This window comes from Enterococcus sp. AZ179, from assembly GCF_050498885.1.
Lineage (GTDB): Bacteria > Bacillota > Bacilli > Lactobacillales > Enterococcaceae > Enterococcus_D > Enterococcus_D entomosocium.
In genome coordinates this window covers 2,063,502-2,083,904 of sequence record NZ_JBMHEO010000001.1, presented here as the reverse complement: position 1 = coordinate 2,083,904, position 20,403 = coordinate 2,063,502, and the positions used below count along the sequence as shown (strand labels likewise).

At 43.8% G+C, this 20,403-nt stretch carries 15 protein-coding genes and 1 pseudogene; 4 read left to right on the top strand and 12 right to left on the bottom strand.

What is annotated here, in order from left to right; all coding sequences use genetic code 11:
* The first annotated feature begins 174 nt into the window (after positions 1-174).
* Positions 175-1,674: a helix-turn-helix domain-containing protein gene (locus IGI88_RS09775; protein ID WP_016611264.1), complete on the top strand. Its 1,500-nt coding sequence runs from the start codon at positions 175-177 to the stop codon at positions 1,672-1,674.
* 140 nt (positions 1,675-1,814) lie between these two features.
* Here IGI88_RS09775 and IGI88_RS09770 read toward each other — a convergent pair whose 3' ends face one another.
* The 3 genes and pseudogenes from IGI88_RS09770 to IGI88_RS09760 form a co-directional block, all read right to left on the bottom strand.
* Positions 1,815-2,378 (bottom strand): hypothetical protein, encoded by a 564-nt coding sequence (locus IGI88_RS09770; RefSeq protein WP_086372633.1) that lies wholly within the window; start codon positions 2,376-2,378, stop codon positions 1,815-1,817.
* A 144-nt stretch (positions 2,379-2,522) separates the two neighbouring features.
* Positions 2,523-3,215 carry a response regulator gene (locus IGI88_RS09765; protein WP_086299718.1) on the bottom strand — a complete coding sequence of 231 codons (693 nt, stop codon included), beginning with the start codon at positions 3,213-3,215 and terminating at the stop codon, positions 2,523-2,525.
* A pseudogene (locus IGI88_RS09760) lies at positions 3,212-4,741 on the bottom strand (Spo0B domain-containing protein). The gene IGI88_RS09765 and the pseudogene IGI88_RS09760 overlap by 4 nt, the downstream one beginning before the upstream one ends.
* Positions 4,742-4,908: 167 nt before the next feature.
* Here IGI88_RS09760 and IGI88_RS09755 point away from each other — a divergent pair.
* Both IGI88_RS09755 and IGI88_RS09750 read left to right on the top strand, forming a co-directional pair.
* Complete coding sequence (locus IGI88_RS09755) at positions 4,909-6,237, top strand: 2-hydroxycarboxylate transporter family protein (protein WP_086299125.1); 1,329 nt, start codon at positions 4,909-4,911, stop codon at positions 6,235-6,237.
* Positions 6,238-6,267: 30 nt separating this feature from the next.
* Positions 6,268-7,434: an NAD(P)-dependent malic enzyme gene (locus IGI88_RS09750; protein WP_034871877.1), complete on the top strand. Its 1,167-nt coding sequence runs from the start codon at positions 6,268-6,270 to the stop codon at positions 7,432-7,434.
* Positions 7,435-7,637: 203 nt separating this feature from the next.
* On the opposite strand, the gene IGI88_RS09745 is transcribed toward IGI88_RS09750, so the two are convergent.
* Both IGI88_RS09745 and IGI88_RS09740 read right to left on the bottom strand, forming a co-directional pair.
* Entirely contained in the window at positions 7,638-9,116 is a 1,479-nt protein-coding gene (locus tag IGI88_RS09745) for a helix-turn-helix domain-containing protein (RefSeq protein ID WP_207490473.1), read from the bottom strand.
* Between the two features lie 428 nt (positions 9,117-9,544).
* Entirely contained in the window at positions 9,545-10,594 is a 1,050-nt protein-coding gene (locus IGI88_RS09740; protein WP_233499084.1) for a zinc-dependent alcohol dehydrogenase, read from the bottom strand.
* A gap of 89 nt (positions 10,595-10,683) precedes the next feature.
* On the opposite strand from IGI88_RS09740, the gene IGI88_RS09735 reads away from it, so the two are divergent.
* Positions 10,684-11,133 (top strand): MerR family transcriptional regulator, encoded by a 450-nt coding sequence (locus IGI88_RS09735; RefSeq protein WP_008378019.1) that lies wholly within the window; start codon positions 10,684-10,686, stop codon positions 11,131-11,133.
* 54 nt (positions 11,134-11,187) lie between these two features.
* Here IGI88_RS09735 and IGI88_RS09730 read toward each other — a convergent pair whose 3' ends face one another.
* The 7 genes from IGI88_RS09730 to IGI88_RS09700 all read right to left on the bottom strand — a co-directional run bounded on the left by IGI88_RS09730 (position 11,188) and on the right by IGI88_RS09700 (position 20,398).
* A complete protein-coding gene (locus IGI88_RS09730) occupies positions 11,188-12,351 on the bottom strand; it encodes a hypothetical protein (protein WP_429960390.1) in 1,164 nt (387 codons plus the stop codon).
* A 47-nt stretch (positions 12,352-12,398) separates the two neighbouring features.
* Positions 12,399-13,163 (bottom strand): hypothetical protein, encoded by a 765-nt coding sequence (locus IGI88_RS09725; RefSeq protein WP_429960389.1) that lies wholly within the window; start codon positions 13,161-13,163, stop codon positions 12,399-12,401.
* A gap of 73 nt (positions 13,164-13,236) precedes the next feature.
* The gene (gene lepB / locus IGI88_RS09720; RefSeq protein WP_086299120.1) at positions 13,237-13,716 is read right to left on the bottom strand and encodes a signal peptidase I; all 480 of its coding nucleotides are present in this window, start codon (positions 13,714-13,716) and stop codon (positions 13,237-13,239) included.
* A gap of 76 nt (positions 13,717-13,792) precedes the next feature.
* Positions 13,793-15,211 carry an HTH domain-containing protein gene (locus tag IGI88_RS09715; RefSeq protein ID WP_008378011.1) on the bottom strand — a complete coding sequence of 473 codons (1,419 nt, stop codon included), beginning with the start codon at positions 15,209-15,211 and terminating at the stop codon, positions 13,793-13,795.
* Positions 15,212-15,292: 81 nt separating this feature from the next.
* Complete coding sequence (locus tag IGI88_RS09710; protein WP_429960388.1) at positions 15,293-18,313, bottom strand: WxL domain-containing protein; 3,021 nt, start codon at positions 18,311-18,313, stop codon at positions 15,293-15,295.
* A gap of 1 nt (position 18,314) precedes the next feature.
* Entirely contained in the window at positions 18,315-19,379 is a 1,065-nt protein-coding gene (locus tag IGI88_RS09705; protein WP_034871881.1) for a DUF916 and DUF3324 domain-containing protein, read from the bottom strand.
* Positions 19,380-19,471: 92 nt separating this feature from the next.
* Complete coding sequence (locus tag IGI88_RS09700; RefSeq protein ID WP_016611276.1) at positions 19,472-20,398, bottom strand: WxL domain-containing protein; 927 nt, start codon at positions 20,396-20,398, stop codon at positions 19,472-19,474.
* Between the last annotated feature and the right edge of the window lie 5 nt (positions 20,399-20,403).

The window sequence follows — 20,403 nt, the reverse complement described above, 5'->3', positions numbered from 1 at the left end:
TCAGCAGACCATGAATGCTGAGAAAAGCGAGTCTTTGTCAGAAAACAGTATAGAAGGTTTTGCTGCGAAAAGGAGACAAAAAATTGCTGATTTCATTTACAAAAAAATCACGTTTTTTGTGCTATCATAAGAGAATCGAGTACATAGAGAAACCTTTAGAACGGAGCTTGAATTATGGAACGGTTTTATCCATTTTTTGGACACACTCTCAAGAGAGATATCGACCTGTTGCGGTTTTTGTATCTTCAAAAACGTTTTGTTCCCATTGAAGAGATCAGTCAAGCGTTGGCTTTGGATCGCCGCTCCATCCAAAAAAGCTTCGACACTTTAAGCAAACGCTCGCTTTCCTTACAAGACGATCCCTCACCGCTTTTGGTTGCCAAACACGGCTTTGGGTTATCCTTCATTGGGACTAAGCGAGACTACAAGCGATTGAGTCGGCAGTTGCTGGAAGCGAATCCCTTTTTTTATTTACTGGAAACCCTTTTGCTGCAAAATGAGATCAATTTGATCCAATTCGCCGCTGACCATTACTTCTCCGAATCAACCGTTCGTAAACGAATCTATGCGTTGCAAAAACTGCTTGCTCCATTGGGATTTCAGCTGCAAAAGCAAAAAGGGACGGTTCGACTCGTAGGCAGCGAAGCCCGTATCCGCTACTTTATGATGGTCTTCTTTTGGCGAACATTTGCCGGTCTGCATTGGCCCTTTACTGGTCTTTCCCAGAAAAAATGTGAAACCATCGCACAAGACTTCTACCAAAACAATCAGATTCCCTTTAACCCGATCGAATTGAAAATGACCACATACATTTTGGCTGTCACTATTTTGCGGTTTCGCAAAGGACAACGGATTTCAGCAGAAGCAGTAGCGATCGAAGCCCCTTTGATTGGGGAAGATCTTTCCCTGTTTCAATCCCTGATTGATGAAGAGACCGCCATCTACAACCATTTATCGTCAGAACTAGCGGAACACTTCTTTCTTGATGAGAATGAACGCCGCTTTTGTTTTCTATGGCTAGCATCGAATCTCGATCGAACGTTTGCCGATGCGCAACTGGACGCTGCGTTTTCCCCAAAAAAACCAACGACGAGCATCCAAAAACTTCTCTGGTCGATGACCGCGTTCGCACCAAAATCCGAGTTGACCCGCCCTTGCAAAAGTAGGATCGTGAATACCCTCTTGAATGGGCTTTTGACTGTCGAATTGTTTGGACCGGTCGACCATACATTAGCCGGCTATAATACTGCCCAGTTTTTAACAGAACATTTTCCTGATTTGCAAAAGCAAGCCGAAAAGCTAGTGACAAAAACTTCGTTATACCAAAAAGAGCCGCTGAAACAAAGCGGATTTTCTCTTCATGTCGCTATGGCGTGGACGCTGATTTTACCGCCAGCTACTTTTCAGCAGAAAATCAAGATCAAACTGGAAACAGACTTGCCGCTGGCGATTTCGCTGACCATCAGAGAACTGATCAAAGCGCCCTTTCAAGGGTTCTACAACCTTGATATTCGTGATCAGTTTGTCGACGACGACTACGATCTCTGTCTAAGCACCACTCCATTGTCTGAAACCTATGAAAAAGCACCGGTCCTATTGATCAATGCACAAGTCACCCTTCCTGATTTGTTAGCAATTCATCAGGCGATTGAAGTATTCCAATCGCAAAAATAATGATTGCTCTGCTCAAATCACTCCAACAAAACGAGACGACGAAGTAATGAAAGTAGGTACTTCGTCGTCTCGTTTTGTTTCATTCATTCAATACAGTATTACTTTTATACAACCAATAGTTAAATCTGTTGCTAGTTCCTTTAACGAAAAGGAACACTCGAGTGTTGCAACTGGATTCGAACGTTGCCGTCTTCATCCAACATATACCCAAATGTATATTCGACCTTTACCTCTTCTCCGGTCTCACCAGATGTAAAATAATAATTGCCTGAAGAAAGTGCTGTATCACCATTTAGAATCGTATCGTGGTTGTCAAAGCGTACATTTGTCCACGGCTCTAAAGCAAACCCGCTGTCTTCTTCAATATCACCACCAACGAAATAAGACAAAGCTTCTTCCTTTGTTGAGCGGAAAGGAATTTCAGCAGCTTTCGTCGGTTTAAAAAGGACTGTTCCTTCATCAAATGCATACAACGTATCAAGGGTTTCTTTAGCTTGTTCTTCTGCAGCTTCCTCACTCTGCGTACTTGCTTCCCCAATAGCTACGATGCTCTCAGCCCAAGCTTCTTGTGCTTCTTCGATTGCAGCGAGGGTGATCGTTGGCACTTCAACCGTATCAGCTTGTGCTGTGTCGTCTTCATTTTGAGCCCCACACCCTGTTAAAGTAACTAAGATTATTGGTAAAACCAGTGTTTTTTTATTCATTTTATTCCTCCTTCTTTATCAATCAGTCTAATAAAGAATAGGTTTAATTGAAATAATAACCATAAAATCTTAACAAAAATAGAAAAATACTCGTATTTTGATTATTAAATGCATTTATCGCAGCTGATAATGAGAGCTCATTATTCAATCCGTTGTCTGCTTTGCTGCATATGTCAAAAAATACTGTTTATACGGACGCCCAATTTTTGTATACACATTTTCACTGCGAATGGCTTTGGTCTTTTCTAAGTGGGCGACATACTTTCTTACCGACACATGGGACAATGCGCAAGCTTGCGCCAATTCTTGGACTGTAAATGGCTGTTTGATAGTACGAATCGTTTCTTGGATCAACTGAAGCGTGTCTTCTGTCAACCCTTTTTCTAGTTCGATCCACGGACTTTTTTGGTTTCCCTGCAGCAGCAGATCGATTTGCTGCTGAGCGATCCGCGGATGTTTGAGACTTTCGCGTCGTTGCTGAAATACTTGGATACTTTGGGCAAATCGTTCGAAGGAAAACGGCTTGATCAAATAATCCAGCATCCCCAAATGTAGGCTTTGGCTGATCAATCGTGTTTCATCGGCAGCCGTGATCATGATCACATCCACAGCCTGTTGTTGTTCCCGTAATGTTTGCAACAGCTCCAAGCCATTGCCATCTTTCAAATGGATATCCAGCAAGAGCAGCTCAATGGTTTCTTTTTGTAGCATTTCTTGCGCTTCTTCCACTGTTTCCACCGAAAAAATTCGCTCAAAAACCGCTAAACGTTCTAAATAGCTGCGATGAATAAATTGAACCATCGGATCGTCTTCAACAATCAAAATATTGGCTTTCATAGCTGCTCCTTCCGATAATCATTCGTGATCGTCACTTCTAGGACGCCTTGCGCTTCCTGAAAAGTGATGGTCCCATTGACTTCATGCAGTAATTGCTGAAAATAGCCTACTTGCTGTAAAGTCACTTGTTCCGCTGGTGTCAACATTTCTTCCACTAGCTGCCAACTCGTTTGCAACTGATTTTCTTGGTACTCGATTTTCATAAATACCTCTTGAGTCAAATGCTTTTGCAGCAAAAGATGATGTATATATTGATAAAGGTTTAATAAGACTTTGGTTTCATGTGCAACGGCCCCTTAGGGAATCTCTGGAAAAATTTCTAACAACAGCTGGCATTTCTTTTCTAAAAATTTTTGCCGCTCGCCAATCAAAAACCCTGCCAACAAAGGGTTTTTAATAAGAATCGCTAACCGATGAGCAAATTCTTTCTCTGGTTTCAAAATATCATCCAAATAGATCGTCAACTCTTCATAGGCTTCTAAATCCACCAAACCATAGATGACATGCAGCTTGTTCATAAATTCGTGGGCTTGACTTTGCAGTGCCGTCGCATAGGCTGTCGTATTTGCCAACTGATCCGCAATAAATAAAGACTCTGTCGCATTTCTTAGAAAAATAATATGCCCTATCTGCTGATTTCTCACGATGATCGGCGCCGATGAAAAGACATAGTCCTGCCCTTCTTGCTGTACTAACCGCTCTTGCTTCTTGTCAAAATCGACGTGCTGCAAAGCAGGCAAGATCGTTAGCAGGGATTGGCCAACCAAGCCATCTTCTGATGCAGTAGCAAGCGGCAATGCCGTGGCAGCTCGATTTGCCAGCAAGATGTTCTTCGCTAAGTCTAAGACAAAAACAACATCCTTGGTTTCTTCCAGCATACTATTGCGTTCTTCTAACAAACGTGAGATTTCTTGCGGTTCCAGATTATGCAGTTGTCGTTTCAAATAAAATGCCACGAATAATGCAATCCCCCCGCCTAATAGCAAACTGATGAACAATGCTTTCCGATAGCCTTTTTGCGATAGTAAGATTAGCGATTGCAGTGAAGTCATTTTAATCCCTAATGCCACGACGCCAAGTTGTTCTCCATCTTCTTTCACTGGAACGAACCCACGTAAGGACTGTCCTAAGGTGCCGTTGCCAATGGAGAGAGACTCCTTGCCTTCAATTGCCGGTGTTTCATCGCCACCTGTAAAAGGTTGACCAATCTTTTCAGGGTCTGGGTGCGTGATCCGAATAGCGTCTTGATCCATCAAAACAATAAAATCCAACCCATAATTTTTTGCTAATTCATTGGTATATGATTGCAACTGGGGACTGGCTTTCTTTTCCCGCAGTGCTTGCTTGACCTCCGCTTCTGATGCTAACTGACGACCGATCGATAGCAGCAGCGTTTCTTCATCCCGGTGCATTTGCTCTTTTTGTTCCATCATCATCAGTACATAAAATAATGTTAGAACGATACATAAGGTACTGGTAAAAATTCCTACTAACAGCACCCACAGCCGAACTGGCCGCTCTCGCATAGTCGTTCCTCCTCAATTGCTAATAAGCGTTCATTACACGCTCATTTTAACATAGGAATCTTTTTCCGAAGGTCTTTTTTTAAGTTGTATTTAATTAAATTAGTTAAATAATCTTCTTTGTTTGTGAGCGCTTCCTTATACTGGAAACATCTAAAGGAGGTATTTGAATGAAACAAGTCGTCGCAAAACAACCCGTTGTTGAAAAAAAGCAAACCAAAGCAAAGTGGTGGTCTTTCTATGTTGGTTCCGTTCCTTTGCCCGTCTATCTGGTAATGTCTGCCATTATCTTGATCACTGCTTTTCTACAGCAACTGCCTGTCAATATGTTGGGGGGGTTCGCCGTTATCCTAAGTTTAGGCTGGTTATTAGGAACGATTGGTGCCAACATCCCCATCATCAAGAATTTTGGTGGTCCCGCTATTTTTTCTTTGTTGATTCCGTCAATCCTGGTCTTTTTTAATCTCATCAATCAAAACGTATTGGAATCAACTAATATCTTAATGAAGCAAGCAAACTTCCTTTATTTCTATATCGCCTGTCTGGTTTGCGGCAGCATTTTAGGTATGAATCGCAAAATCTTAGTCAAAGGGTTGATGCGAATGATCATTCCTATGATGTTAGGCATGGTCTTAGCGATGGGCGTAGGTACCCTTGTCGGTGTCCTGTTAGGGCTAGATTGGAAACACACTTTGTTCTTTATTGTGACTCCTGTTTTAGCCGGCGGTATTGGGGAAGGAATCTTACCACTTTCCTTAGGCTATAGTGCCATCACTGGTTTAGGTAGCGAGCAATTGGTCGGTCAGTTGATTCCAGCCACTATCATCGGCAACTTTTTCGCGATCGTTTGTACTGGCTTGTTGACTCGCTTAGGGGAACAAAAACCGCAGCTTTCAGGAAAAGGCCAACTCGTCAAAATGAGTGATGGGGATGATTTGAAAGATGCGTTGGTTGAAGATCAATCACCGATCGACGTCAAATTGATGGGTGCCGGTGTGCTGACCGCTTGTACGCTCTTTATTCTCGGCGGTTTGCTGGAACACGTCACTGGTTTTCCTGGACCTGTTCTCATGATCGTAGCAGCCGCTTTCTTGAAATACTTGAATGTCGTACCAAAAGAAACACAAAAAGGATCGAAACAGCTTTACAAATTCATCTCTGGTAACTTTACATTTCCACTCATGGCAGGATTAGGACTGCTTTATATTCCTTTGAAAGATGTCGTCGGTATGCTGACCTGGCAATACTTTTTAGTCGTTATTAGCGTCGTTTTCACTGTGATTGCCACGGGATTTATCGTTTCTCGCTTTATGAACATGTACCCCATCGAAGCAGCCATCGTTTCTGCTTGTCAAAGCGGAATGGGTGGAACCGGCGATGTCGCGATCTTAAGTACCGCCGACCGCATGAATTTGATGCCATTTGCCCAAGTAGCTACACGTTTGGGTGGCGCGATCACGGTTATCTCAATGACCGCACTTTTACGACTATTATTTTAATTGTTTGAAATCGGAAGGGAGAAATCAAGAATGTCAACGATGAATGTCAAAGAAGCAGCTATGAAACAAGCCGAGGAAAATGGGGGCAAATTAGCCGTCGTTTCTAAAGTCACTATTGATTCAAAAGAAGATTTAAGTATCGCCTACACCCCAGGAGTCGCAGCTGTTTCATCAGCAATTGCTGAAAACGAAGAACTCGCCTACACCTTGACCACCAAGAAAAATACTGTCGCCGTGATCAGCGATGGCTCAGCGGTGTTAGGTTTGGGCAATATCGGTGCCAAAGCAGCTATGCCGGTCATGGAAGGCAAAGCGGCCTTGTTCCAGCGCTTTGCCGGAATCGATTCGATTCCGATCGTCCTAGATACGCAAGACACCGAAGAAATCATTCAAACGATCAAAGCGATCGCACCAACCTTTGGTGGGATCAACCTAGAAGATATCAGCGCCCCTCGCTGCTTTGAGATCGAACGACGCTTGATTGAAGAATTACCGATCCCCGTGTTCCACGATGACCAGCACGGAACTGCCATCGTGGTATTAGCCGCTTTGATCAATAGCCTGAAGCTGATCGACAAATCCTTTGAAGAGGTCAAAATCGTGATCAACGGCGGTGGTTCAGCTGGCCTTGCCATTACCCGAAAATTTTTGGCTGCTGGCATCAGACACATCACTGTTGTCGACAAAGCAGGGATCATTTCAGAAACGAACCATGAACTTGCGCCCCATCACGCAGAAATTGCCAAAGTCACCAATCGTCAACATCTAACAGGAACACTAGAAGATGCCCTCAAAGGAGCAGATGTCTTCGTAGGAGTTTCAGCTCCCGGTGTGCTGCACCCTGAGTGGATCAAAACGATGGCAGAAAAACCAGTGATTTTTGCTATGGCGAATCCAACGCCAGAGATTTTCCCTGATGAAGCACTGGCAGCTGGCGCCTTTATCGTCGGTACTGGTCGCAGTGATTTCCCTAACCAGATCAATAATGTCTTGGCCTTTCCGGGAATCTTCCGAGGCGCATTAGACGCTCGAGCAAGAGACATCACGATCGAGATGCAGATCGCAGCAGCACAAGGGATCGCTAGTTTGATCCCCGAATCAGCATTGACTCCAACCACTATCATTCCAGATGCGTTTCAGCCTGATGTCGCTAAAGTCGTGGCAGAAAGCGTGAAGAATGCGGGGAAAAAAGATTAAATAGATTGGTATCATTAGTGACTGCAGCGCTAGTTGTTTGATACCAATAAAATGAAAAATAGCTACAAAAATGTACCGACTATGAAAACTAGTCGGTACATTTTTGTGTCGGATTTTACAGATAATCGAAAGTTTCCTCCCAGAAGACAGTCCGAAAAAATACTCCCTAACTTCCCATTCACTATTGCTTCACTTGGTTCACTTCACAGAGGGCACTCTTTAGTTTGAGGATACAATCGACAAATCACACGCTCCCAATCTTTCTTCGTTGGTATGCTACTTAACAAGATATAATCATCCGTCAAACCATAATCCAGGATATAGGGACGATAATTTGTGACGATCAAAACCTTCTGGTCCGCTTTTAATCGTTCTTCTGTTAATTCGTGCAATGAAAGAAAAATGACTTGATACTTGTTTGCAAAGAGCCGAATTGCTTGTAATCGAATCATTTGAACGACCATTGAGTCCCCTTCTATAAGAAACAAAATATTTTTTTTCGGCTGATAATAGTCGCGCAGTAAATCACTTACCGTTGTAAAACTGATAGCAATATCTTCCATAAATTCTGTCGCAAAAGCTAACTCTTCTTTGTACTTTTCCAAAAATGCTTTATTTTTGTAGTAAGACTCTCGATGGTATGTTTTTATTGAGGCGACTTCTTCAGCTTGTCGCTTGTTCAAAGATGGACAAATCACTTCATTAAGTTTTCTAGACACCAGAAAGGAGGTTAGATAATCTTCTAGCAGTGACTGATCCCAGCCCTTAAATTCGGCACCAGCAAAATACGCTTTTACGATCGGCTTCACTTCTGGCCAGAAATTAAATCGAGCTAGAAAAGTTTTTTCTCGATCGTATTGATTGATTGTCCGCGTACATATAATCATGTAGTGAAGCCAAGCAAGTTCTTCTTTGGGTAAAGATACCCCATACTCTTTGAAAATGACTTCTTTCAGAATCTCTAGCAATTTAAAATCATTTTCTTGATAGACAAGCTCTTTTGCCCAGTCAGGAATCGAAACATAGTGCTCCTTTTGCGCCCGTACAATCGTTATATACAGCAGTGAATAAAAAGCCGAGATCGTCAAGCCAGTACCTACTTCATATTTTCCCAATTTATCAGAAAGTCCCTTTAGAATTATATGATGCAGGCCTTCTGGTGGTCTGATCGTATAGGGGGTGGGCTCACCTACATAGTAAAAATCAAAAAAGAATTTACGAATATTTGCTTCATCGCCTACCAAAGTAACCGGTGTGAAACTTAGAGAAAGTCCATACTCTTTTAAGGCTGGTTGCACACGTGCAATAAACCTTCGTAATGTTGTTTCCGCATAATTGTATCGATAAGCCAATTCATTCAGATCAACTACTTCTCCATAAAAAATGTTCCCAATGATTTCAAATAAAACTTCCTGATTTAATAGCTGCTCTTTTTTTTCTTTAAAGAGAACACGATTTCGTTCTTCGAAATGAAATCCGCTATTACCTGATACCAATTCAATACATTCGCCAAAATGCTCTTTGATCAAGCGTAGGTCTTTCACCAATGTCCGCTGAGAAATAGCCAATCGCTCAGAAAGAATCCCAACTTTAAAAACTTGTTCTCGTTCAATAATCGTTAATATCTGCATCCAACGCTTTGTACTCGGACTTGTAATAAAAGACATCTGAAGTTCCCTCATGCCATTTCTTCACTCATTTCCTTTTCTGACTTGGCTCTATTCATTCTACCATACAACAGAAACCCCTTTCTTCGCTACGTCAAATGAACTTCTTTCTAAAAACATAAGATGTGGCACGAAACATCCATTGTCAGAAAAGTTCGCTTTCGCTTTTTTGAACTTGCTGCGGGCTTTCTTTCAATCCATAGCAAGGCAAGCACCATTCTTTTCCTGGATCAAATGATAGCACTGCGACACGCGACAAATAAGAAAAGTGCTGACACCCATGTATACACACAACCTTTTGCCTGTGCGCAACAGATTTTCTATTGCAGATTCAAATAAAGAAGCTTAACACCTCGTAGATGTTAAGCAGAATCAGCTATCATTCTATGTTTGTTCAATACTCGGTGCCCGATTTTCATTTGGCATTCTTCTCTGGATCGGATTTAAAACCTCACAACCGCTTTGACCAACGGATCATCTTCTAACGTTTGGCGTTCTAGCGCCTCTTGCAGTTTTTCCAATGGGTATTCATCCGTGATATATTTTGTGGGATCGATCATGCCACTAGCAATCAAATCGATCGTTTCTTCAAACTCTTGGCGGGTGCATGAAACGCTGCCGATGAGCTTGATTTCTTGCAAGACCAACCGATTTAATGAAAAAGGAATTTCGGGAACAACGGAATTTCCAATCGCCACGATCGTTGCGCCAGGACGAGCAGCCTCAATGCATGTCGCTAAGGAACTGCTGGAACCGACCGCTTCAAAAATCAAATCGAACCCACCAGCAGACGCGTCTTTCAATACTTCCCCGCGGTTTGGATCCTTAGCGTCAAAGTAATCGTCAAAGATTCCCAATTCCTTGGCTTTCTCAATTTTTGTATCGTTGATTTTGGACATGGCCACATAAGAAGCCCCAGCTTTTTTTGCCAATTCGCCAATCAATTGCCCGATGATCCCACTTCCAGAAACCAAGACTTTGTCATTTAACTTAATATTGGATTTACGGACGGCATGATAGGCAACCATCAAGGGATCAATCAAGCTAGCTGCTGTATCTGAAACTGTATCTGGCAATTTATAAGCATTGGACGCTTTTCCGACAAACCGTTCGGCATAGGCGCCATTGCAGACAAAGCCGATATAATTGGTGCCGTTTACTTCCCGACACAAATGCTCTTGACCTTTTTGGCACATCTCACATTTTCCACAATAAAGATTTGCCCAAAAAGCGACGCGATCGCCGATTTTAAAGGAACTATCGCCTGCATCCGTCACGACACCGCAAAACTCGTGACCCATGATAAAATCGGACTCCCCTGTTTTGCCCCAACCTTTCCCTGCTTGCCACATATGCACATCACTGCCGCAGACGCCGCAAGCTGAAATTTGGATCTCGATCAGTCCTTCTTCCACTTTCGGCACAGGTACTTGTTTGACCTCGATCGTTTCTGGTCCTTTTAATACAGCAGCTTTCATGTTTTTTTCTGTCATCTCTGTTTCCTCCTCATTGCTTTTTCCTTTGCTTACCGTCATACTAACATTAAAGTTAACTTTAATGTCAACGTTAAGGAGTGAAAAAAATGACCTATACGATATCCCAAGTTGCGAAAGCCTTAAATATCCCCACGTCAACCATCCGCTATTACGACAAAGAAGGCCTTTTGCCGACGTTAGCGCGCAAAGAATCTGGCTACCGTTTATTTTCAGATACCGAAATTGAGATGCTGGAATTGATCGAATGTCTGAAGGAAACAGGCATGACCATTAAAGAGATCAAAGATTATGCACAATTGACACGCCTTGGTGATGACTCGCTGCAAGAACGCCATAAAATGTTTCTTGAACAAAAAAAAGCGCTGCAAGCGCAGATAGACGCTTTGCAGCAATCGATGGCGTTGATCGACCATAAGTGCTGGTATTATGAATCAGCGATCGCAGCCGGTACAGAACAAATCCATTTCCCAATCAAAATGTCGTTGAGAAACAAAGAAAAGTTTCAAGCGATCACCGCCCAAAGCGAAGATCGCTAACGTTATGTAACGTTCACAGGACTATCTGCCTGCTTCTAGTGATCCGAAGCAAACCTATTCTTGGTACTTTTCAAATACTTGCTTGTCTGCTAGTGAATAGACTTGTTCATACAAATAATCAAAGAGAGTATTCATGTTCTCTTTCGTATCGCTCACTTCATCAAGGATCTCTTTTGCCGTACGATGGGCGATATTCAAGCGCATTTTAGCGTTGTAGATCATCCGTTCTGCTTCAACCTGCGCTTCTTCAAGTGTCCGGTCTGCTTTCTTTCTAGCAAACAGCAAGATCTCTCGCATCTCCGCTTGAAACTGCTGATTTTCTTTTTGTAACTCTTGGTTTTCTTTTTGCAGCTCATTGACCGCTTTGCGAAGCGCAGCGGCTTCTTCTTCCTGAGGGCCTCGAGCCTGCTCCTCCAGCTGTGCTTCTTTTTCAGCGAGTTGGTTCGCCAAATTTGTGATGACCTCTTCTTTTTGGAGCAGCAGCTGTTTTTGTTCTTGGGCTTTGCTTTCATACCATTGTTTTTCTCTTGCCCAATCCAAGCGTTCAAAAATCGCTTTTTCTTTCACTTGCTGGATATCCGACTGTGAGCGATGCAAGGTTTCTGCATGGAGCCGCTTTTCAAGTTCTGTGATTCTCGTTCGTGCCAACACTAACTCTTGATGGGTTTGTTCAAAGCTCATATCTGCTGGTGAGACAGGCGCCAGCTCCATCTGCTCCCCGTTCGCTTCCGCGGTAAACGCTTCAAAAGAGCGTTTTTCTTGATAGCTAGGCAAGGGCGCATTGACAGTTTCATTACGCTTTTTGGTGCTTTTACGCTTTCTCTTCCCTTTACTGCTTACTGGATGTGGCATGCCCGTTTCTGAGGACCAGGGTTGCGTCGAGTGCTTAGGCGATCCTTCTGGCTCCAATCGTTCCTCTAGTTCCGCTTGTACTGAAGGAGACGGTGCCGGCGCCTGTCCACTTCGTTGCCCTTGTTTTTTGCCTTTTTGGGGTTTACTACTGGTACCCGTCATTTCTTGATCATTGCTAGTAGCTTTCTTTTTTGCGGTATCGGCGAAGGATTCTTTCGCCGGTCCATTGGCAACAGCTGTCTCAGCGGTTCTGTTTTCTTTCTCATACGTTTCTTCAAATCCTTTTAATTCTTTCAATGACACTTGGTTCATTTCGTCGAATAGCGTCTGAGCAGAAAACCACCCACGTCCCTTCTTCTTACTCATCCCTTGAATCCCTCCCTTTCGTCAATAACTCTTTTGATTGTTTCATTCTAAGTTCCCGTGTCTGAAGCTTGGACAAGCTCTTTTCGGTTGAGTACTTGCCACTGTCCCTGAGCATTGCGGACGATCGTTTGTTCAAATGACGTATCGGGCGTATCTGCTACTTGCAACACGAAATGGCACCGTTTCACGCCTTGCGCCTGCGATAGATCATCGATGATTCGCTGCAAATTAGCTTCCCAAGCAGGAAAGTCCGCAGAAGAGTTCAAATGACTTGAACTCGTTAGGGTGATTTCTTGCAGCGGTTGGTCAATATGGATCAGCACGACTGTCGGTCCTAAAAAAGGCGTCACTTGCGCCCCAAATTCTTCTTCTAGCTGAAAACGCGCTTCTCGATCATCCGCCATCAGTAGCGTATGCCAAGCAAGATTTTCAAAAGGGAGACCTGCAGACGGGTACACCGATAACGGTCGTTGCGTCCCTTCAATCTGTTCTTTTTGTAAATGTAAGATTTCCTGTTTCATCTGCTCCCTATCCTCTGCTACCCTACGGCTTTGCGCATGTATGGAAACTTGAGTAAAAGTCAAAAGCAGCAAACTCATAAGAAACAGACCACTCACCATCAGCAACGCTAACGGATGTTCATTACGAATCTTATGCTTAAAAAAAGCCAGTTTTCTTTTTTCCAACTCCGTCATCTTTGTTCGTCGCTCAAGTCTTCGAACAAAGATTTCGAGGTATCCCCGTTGAGCAAGCACCCCGATCGCCACAAAACAAAGCAGCAGTATGCTGACATAAACAATCTTCACGGACATCCCCCTTTCCATCTTTTGTCCATAATTGAGCCTCGATTTTCAAACAGACACGCTGACTGACCTCGTTGAATCCTTAAAAGAAATTCAAGACGACCCCACGAAGCGCCTCGCTCGTCACCATACCAAATTCACGACTATCGATCGAGTGCATGATCGCATCCCCAACGACGAAATACTCTCCTGGCTGCAGGATGCCTCCGACCGGCAATTCCCTCGCCGTTTCTTGCGTCAGTGTAAAGGTATAGGAAAAATCATAATAGGACCCTGATGCACCCAATAGCAATCGATTGCCACTGCGCGCATAGGAATCCCCAGGAACCCCGATCACTCGTTTTACGATCAGCAGCCCTTCATGCTCAAAAGCGACGAGATCATAACGATGCGGCAACTGATTCTTTTGAATAACGACTAACTCGTTGTTTTGAATAATGGGGGCCATCGAATCACCGCTGACACGAGCCATTTTGTAGTTTGAAAAGAAATAGAACAGCAGCAGTAGCAGACAACCTATTCCCAACACACGAAGTGCCCATTGCTTTTGGAATCGACCCATGATACCTGTTGCTCCTCTACCATAATTTTACGTCGTACGTAGCCTTTGACTATTTATACCGTTGGCTCTACCGCTTTTAGCGAGAGGCAGACGCTGCTTGAAGCTCTTCACTAGGAACAGAGCCTTTACATTGACCAAGAAAATCGGCTAAAATCGCCTTGCCGAGACGTTCAATGGAATTTGGCTCAATCGGTCGTTCCAACCGATAGATGGGCTGTTCCAATTCCAGCAAAAAGAGCGGTTGATCAGTGACTACCACCTGGCGGGCGGTGAAAATCGACAGCTCACTCGTAGTCTCGACGACGACATCCACTCCTTGGGCAGCCAGCCAATCACTCAGACGTTGTTTGATCCAGCCTTTGATTTTCTCATTTCCACACAAATGATAGGTGATCATCAGCTGGTTGTTTTTTAACTGCTGGTTCTTTAGATAGGACTCGCCTATTGTCAGCAAATAGTGAGAAGCAGCGCTAGAAAGTGCCTTCGTCTTTCCAATACCAGACACTTCTGGCTTTCGACGATCCCGCAGCAAAGGAGGTGGCACATGGAAGAGCCGATCCAGTAACATGACTGCTAACGTCACTTGCACGAATACGCGATCTTCTCTCAATGTCTCTGCTTGCTTAGGAAACGTCTCTCGCAAGCTATCGATTGGATCAAAGGGCACCGTTTCTTCGACCCACGGATGTTTCAATAAAAACGAAAGTACCCCTTCATCTGCCATCATCAAAAACAATAGGACACACCGTTCTTGCTGCGACAAGGACCTGCAGACCTCCAAGCCTTCGATGACAAAACCCGTTTTTTCTAGAAACAACCGACAAAAGTCAGCCATTTCCCAATTTTCTTCCAAGCGTCCACCTTGTTGCGCCCGCAAAAGAAAGACCTTCGTCCACTGCAACGAAACCACTGGATCGATCGGCAAGGACGGACGATACCGCAGTGTCAACGTTTCAGCCAGCTGCTCAAAGATTTGGTAGGGCTGTTCCTCTTCTTCAAAATAAAAGGCTTTATAGAAATACCGTATGTTTCCTTCTGCCCCTTCTAGGCACCACTGCTTTTTATTCAAGGTCAGTTCATAAGCAGCGAACAAGGTCTGAAGCTGACGACATTGTTTCAAAAAGGTTTGATTGCCTAATCCGGTGATCGCAACAAGTTTTTCCGGTATCGCCGTTTCTTGCTGACACAAGAAATGCAGAAACAACAGATTCGGGTCATCCGCCAACAATGCTCGCTTTTTTTCCTGATACTCTGCCAATTCTTGGATCATCAATTCATAACCATTGCTGGCAGATGCGAGGATCGTCGAAGCCCCAAAGAGTTGGCGCAGTTCCTCAATGTCTGAAATAATCGTCCGCCGAGAAGCGCCGCAAGCATGTGCCAGCTGTTGCCCACTTAAAGGACCGCAACATTCCAACTGCCGCAAAATCGTCAATTGCCGCTTGCACGTCATTGAAAATAAACTGTTCATCAATAAAGACGGCTTGTTTCTCATCGTTTCACCTCCCCACACATTCGAAAGAAGAGAAGCTGCAGGCGACTTCCAGCAGCTTCTGCTTCCTTCTTATTCAAACTTTTATGACTCAGGTCTCGGAACAAAGCTTAATTCCCAATAAATCGTGCCGCGATAAGCAGTTGCTTGGGGGTTGGCACCAATCGGGACTTCCAGTTCCACACTGTTTTCCATTGTTTCACTTGAGCCATAATGTTGGATCCACGTCCCTCCACCATGATTCTCTTGAGCCGAAGCCAAGGTTTTACTTTGACCTGCAATAAGTTCAATGGCTTCTTGATAGTCTGGCGTCTCCGACTCATTCGAACCAGTGGTTACCATATGGATATTTGACAAATAAACGCTTGCCCCTCTTAGTCGTTGCCTTTCATCATGCGTACCCACAAAACCCTCTTCAGATAAGCGAGCACTCAGTGTCCAACCAGTAGTAGCGACCCTCCGATCCGATACTTGGATATAATTGGGACGGTCCCCTTCATGCACATCCTCATAAACTTCCCGCAACGCCTGCGGCTTTGCTGGATATCGAGTGGTACTTGAAAGAATTGGTACTTCTCCAAAATCGAATTGAGAAATAAAGTCGATGCTGACAAATCCCTGGTTTTCTGGCAAAACAGGAGGATTCACAGGATCGACCGTTTCATCCGGGCGAAAAGGATCCCGCGGATCCACAATGTCGATTTTCTCTACAATCACCGAATCCTTTCCCCATCTCCCATTCAAAAACGCCTCGGCTGTCACTAGCTCTTCGTGACGAAAATGTTGGAAGTTTGGAAATTCGGATAAATCAAACTGAAAGTTTCCCTCTTCATCAGCTTGGACGTGAAAGAATTCTCTGCGTCCATCTGGATCCGTTACAGTACCAAGGGAAGGATTTGGTTCGGGCATAAATGCTTCCCGCTCAAAACGAATATAGCTATTGGGATTTGCTCTTCCAGAGATGATCCGAGAATTTGATAAGGTCGGATCTTCCGTTAATGGATTCAACTCTATTTCAACTTCAGAAACTTGCTCGAAAAGCAATCGTTGGCTATGAGTCGAAAAATGACTACGTACCCCTTGTTCCACTGTTGGATCCAAAGTTACGACACTGTTGATTGTTGGATTGATCCAAGTAAGGTTGGTACTCATATGAATCAAAGGCATCCACTCATGGGTAGACTGCACCTCATCAAACTCACCGTATTGCCATTGTTTGATTCCTTGAAATTCGATTTCCAGTTCATTGGTTCCATTTAAGTTGATCAAACTTCCGTTATTAAAAGAAAGCGGCGCCGTTCGTTCTAAATTGACCTTTCGGGCCTTATTGAACGTCAACTTCGAAAGATTTCCAAAAAAGATCAAATTTTGAGAATCATTGCGACTGTCCGAACGAATATCTAAAATAGCATCTTTACCAACAGTGATACTGTTTTGAGGTTCCCAGAAGCCAACAACATGTGCCGATAAGTTGGGTTGATTTTCCGCATCAATTTTTAACATACTACGTTCCTTTAGATTGATATGGGTGTTGCCTCCTTGAAATGAAAGAATATTCCAATTCCATCCATTCGTGTGGCTTCGATTCTCTAAGGATTGGATATGCACTTTGCTGTCTTCCAAGAGATCGATGGTATGGTTTCCATGAAGTGTGGAAATCGCAGAGGCGTTGATCTGAGTGTCAAGTTTTAATTCTGCTCCCTTGCCAACAGTCAGATTCCCACCACCATTTCCAAAATAGACATTCACACCATCGGCTTCCCCTCTAGTCCCTTCAAAATTTGCTTTCATGGAAACTTTGGCATTCTCTCCAATAACCAGTTCTGGATGATTCAAACCATGATAAAATAAATTTCCTGAACTGATGGTCGACAATTCTACTTCTGCATTGGGACTGATCAAAAGTCGATGGACTTCAAAATTTGCTTGATTCCAAGCATTGATCTGCCAATTTTCATTAAAAGTCGAACGGTAGCTTCGTGCTTGATGTGAGGTAACCTTTCCTGAAAGCACTGCGGTTGTACCAACGGAATGCAAAAGCTGATTCCCAATGTTTTCAACATTATGGTACCGCATGGTGGATATGGCTTGATTGTTAACACCCAAAGTAGTAACGTTCATAGGTCCGTAATAATTCCCATGATAAAGGGTAATATTTTGATACGAAATATCCCAAGGAGATTCTGGTACCATCGTACTATCCAAGAAGCCAACAGCAACCGCACGAAAATCAATTTGGTATTTTCCTTGTCCATCAATAATAAGAGTTCTTGAGATTCCCGGTTGGCTGATATAGACATAAGAGTCTCCACTCGAAATATTAATTGTACTTCCTGATACGCCTGAAGCTATACCTTCAATCGGATTATCACTAGATTCAAAGCTATCGATCAACTTTATATGATTCACCTCTGGGTCCATGACAGCTTCTAAAAATTCTAGCCAGGAGCCTACTTCTTGTTCTCTTCGCCTATCTTCCAAAAGATCAAGATTGCCTTCATCCACCTCGATGTCATCAAAAAATGAACCATCTGATTTGACAGGATCCGCTGCTAAGTTAGTGCCAATCGGGTGGTCGTCCGTTTCCATAGGGGGCCTCTCCCCCTCATCTCCGGATTTTCTTTCTTCCACGTTCAAGGTAAGCACTGTCTCTGCTACCGTTATTTCATAAGTACCTACGGATTCTATCGTCAGTGGTAGACTAAACGACGTCAACGGCACTTCGGAGTTCAGAAGCCATTGCTCGGGATCCTCGGTTTGGGTGATCACTATTTCTTCCATTAAAAATGTTTCTTCTATGATCGTGGCTGCAGGCAGCTGGATGTCGATGCTTGTTAGTGGGCGGTTTGTTAAAAACATGATCGGAAACACTTCTCCAACATAGGCTTGCTGGATTTCTTCCAGAAAAGAAACCACCAACTCCTCTTGATCCTCTAAAGATTCTTCAAAAGAAGATCCAGTGAACACCTCGCCTAACGTACCTTCTCTTCCTTGCCATGCATGTAGTGGTTCAAAAAAGAACACACGAATAGACGGAAAAAACAAGTAAACACTAAATAGTCCTACCATAAGTGATAGTACTATCTTTAGTGTTTTTTTTTTCATTTTACTGATCCCCACCTTCCTTTGTCTTTTTTTTCTTGTTAATGATTAAAACAACAACGATGATCAATAACAAAACAAGTGCGGCGATTCCGCCAATCAGCCACCAATTGGTTTCTGGTTCCAATGTCACGTCTTCCTCATTTAAACGTCGGGCATCAGCAGCCGCAATCGTGAAGAGTTCTTCCCAATGCCATTCCTCCCCTTGTGAACGGGCCGTCATAGTTAGAACATAGTCTCCCGGACGGAAACGCTCGCCATTTAGAGGAATCGGAAAATCCATCTGCGAATTTGGGGCCATCTGCATGCTTGTGCGCTGCGTTTCATACAAGACGGTGTCACTGCCGCTGGCACGAATCTCAGCATCAATTTCTATGTGGTTGACGAAAGTCGGTGTGTAATTTTGAATCTTGGCACTGATCACGTTCCGATAATTGACTTGACTGGCAAAAACGTCCAGCAATTCAAGGCCCGGATCCGTTGACGAGCGGTTATTGCTTACGACGACTCCTAAAATAAAGGCAAACTCATTACGAATCCCGATGCCTTCTGTTTCTGACTCCGTTGCCGTAGCATCGCGGACCTCTTCTACTCGGATCGCCCCTGCCAGTATCCCATCAAATTCTTCCTCAGGCATCGTCAGAGGCAGTGTAAGGATCCGTTCTTCTTGGGCTTCTAAGGTGATGACCCCTGGTGCTTCAATCAATTCTGCAATCGAGGCAGGCAATGTCGGGTCAGGAGCTTCGGCATCACGACCGTATTCTACTACCCCATTGACATTCGTGAAAGCAGTATGAGCCGATACTTCGACGTCGATGGTTTCTTCCGATGTATTTTGGACGCGCAGCTGCAATTCTTCTTGTTCCCCTGCGCCTAAATTCAGATCAAAATAACCGCTAGCACCGCCTTCGATCTGACTGTCAGGGAATATCGGGGTTACAAAAAAATTCAACTCTGATTCAATGTCATCATTTGCTCTTACTGGTGTCGGCCAAGCAATCAATGAGCATAGCACGATCATTGCAGTCAAAAGCCGCAGCCAGCGTTGGTTTGTTGGTTGTTCAATCACTGTTGTTTCTCCTTCCAAAAAAGGCAGGAATAACGGTCTACTCCTGCCAGTTGTTTCACATTATTGTTGCGTTGCTTTGAAGATTAGTCGTCTTAGTCTGGCACTGTTTCACCATCGGCGTCCATCGTACTTGTTAAATGCCAAGTTAGTGTTGCCGTATATTCAGTAGCTTGTGGTGTAGCCGTTCCCGGGATATGCAGGCGAATGGCTTGATTCAAAACTGGATCTGTTTCTGACTCGTGAGCAGCATTTAATTCTTCTTGATCCCCCCAATAAATAGACGATACACCTTGCCCTTGCCCATCGGTAGCAGCCATCACTGTAACGTTGGTCGAGTTTGCAGGGACAATCAAACTCTGGTTTCCTAATTCGTCTGGTGTGGTAAAGGCATTAGGAAGTAACTGCAGTAAATAATCCCTATCCTCATGGTCATCAGGCAGTGCCTTCAGCTCTTCCTCAGTAGCGCCATTGTGAACAATGGTTGGATTAAGGAATTCTAAATAAGCCCCTCTCAAATTACTCCCGCTGGATGTAGTAAACTCTGTTAAATCAAGATGCAGTCCCCACTGTGGATCATCCAATCCGCGAGTATCAACGATTTGCGCGAAGGATACATATGGTACTCTTACCTCTTCGCCATTATCTCTTGAGATTTCCTCCCCCTCATCATCACCGGTGACAAGCTTTTCTTGTTCAGCGATTATTGGATAAAATTCATTAGTAGTTGAAATTCTTTGTATGCCAAAATCAAATTTTTTCGGTACATGGGCAATCGTTAACGGTCCGGTTGGTGGATCTGGATCAACGATTGTTACTGGTGGATACGGTACAGGAGGAACGACCTCTACGCTCTCCCCATCACCAGCTCGGAACTCAATATTATTTTCTGTATTCTGACGACGTCTTTCTCCACTCGGCTCTGGGTTCGGTGTTGGTTCATCATTTGCTACTGCTTGTACACCGCCTGCGAAGATCGTAGAGGTCAGTGTTGCGACTGTTGCTAAGCGAATCCATTTCATTTTTA

Excerpts from the sequence above, each read along its gene's own strand:
- IGI88_RS09775 (WP_016611264.1), top strand. The coding sequence starts at position 175 with ATGGAACGGTTTTATCCATTTTTTGGACACACTCTCAAGAGAGATATC.
- IGI88_RS09770 (WP_086372633.1), bottom strand. The coding sequence starts at position 2,378 with ATGAATAAAAAAACACTGGTTTTACCAATAATCTTAGTTACTTTAACA.
- IGI88_RS09765 (WP_086299718.1), bottom strand. The coding sequence starts at position 3,215 with ATGAAAGCCAATATTTTGATTGTTGAAGACGATCCGATGGTTCAATTT.
- IGI88_RS09755 (WP_086299125.1), top strand. The coding sequence starts at position 4,909 with ATGAAACAAGTCGTCGCAAAACAACCCGTTGTTGAAAAAAAGCAAACC.
- IGI88_RS09750 (WP_034871877.1), top strand. The coding sequence starts at position 6,268 with ATGTCAACGATGAATGTCAAAGAAGCAGCTATGAAACAAGCCGAGGAA.
- IGI88_RS09745 (WP_207490473.1), bottom strand. The coding sequence starts at position 9,116 with ATGAGGGAACTTCAGATGTCTTTTATTACAAGTCCGAGTACAAAGCGT.
- IGI88_RS09740 (WP_233499084.1), bottom strand. The coding sequence starts at position 10,594 with ATGACAGAAAAAAACATGAAAGCTGCTGTATTAAAAGGACCAGAAACG.
- IGI88_RS09735 (WP_008378019.1), top strand. The coding sequence starts at position 10,684 with ATGACCTATACGATATCCCAAGTTGCGAAAGCCTTAAATATCCCCACG.
- IGI88_RS09730 (WP_429960390.1), bottom strand. The coding sequence starts at position 12,351 with ATGAGTAAGAAGAAGGGACGTGGGTGGTTTTCTGCTCAGACGCTATTC.
- IGI88_RS09725 (WP_429960389.1), bottom strand. The coding sequence starts at position 13,163 with ATGTCCGTGAAGATTGTTTATGTCAGCATACTGCTGCTTTGTTTTGTG.
- lepB (WP_086299120.1), bottom strand. The coding sequence starts at position 13,716 with ATGGGTCGATTCCAAAAGCAATGGGCACTTCGTGTGTTGGGAATAGGT.
- IGI88_RS09715 (WP_008378011.1), bottom strand. The coding sequence starts at position 15,211 with ATGAGAAACAAGCCGTCTTTATTGATGAACAGTTTATTTTCAATGACG.
- IGI88_RS09710 (WP_429960388.1), bottom strand. The coding sequence starts at position 18,313 with ATGAAAAAAAAAACACTAAAGATAGTACTATCACTTATGGTAGGACTA.
- IGI88_RS09700 (WP_016611276.1), bottom strand. The coding sequence starts at position 20,398 with ATGAAATGGATTCGCTTAGCAACAGTCGCAACACTGACCTCTACGATC.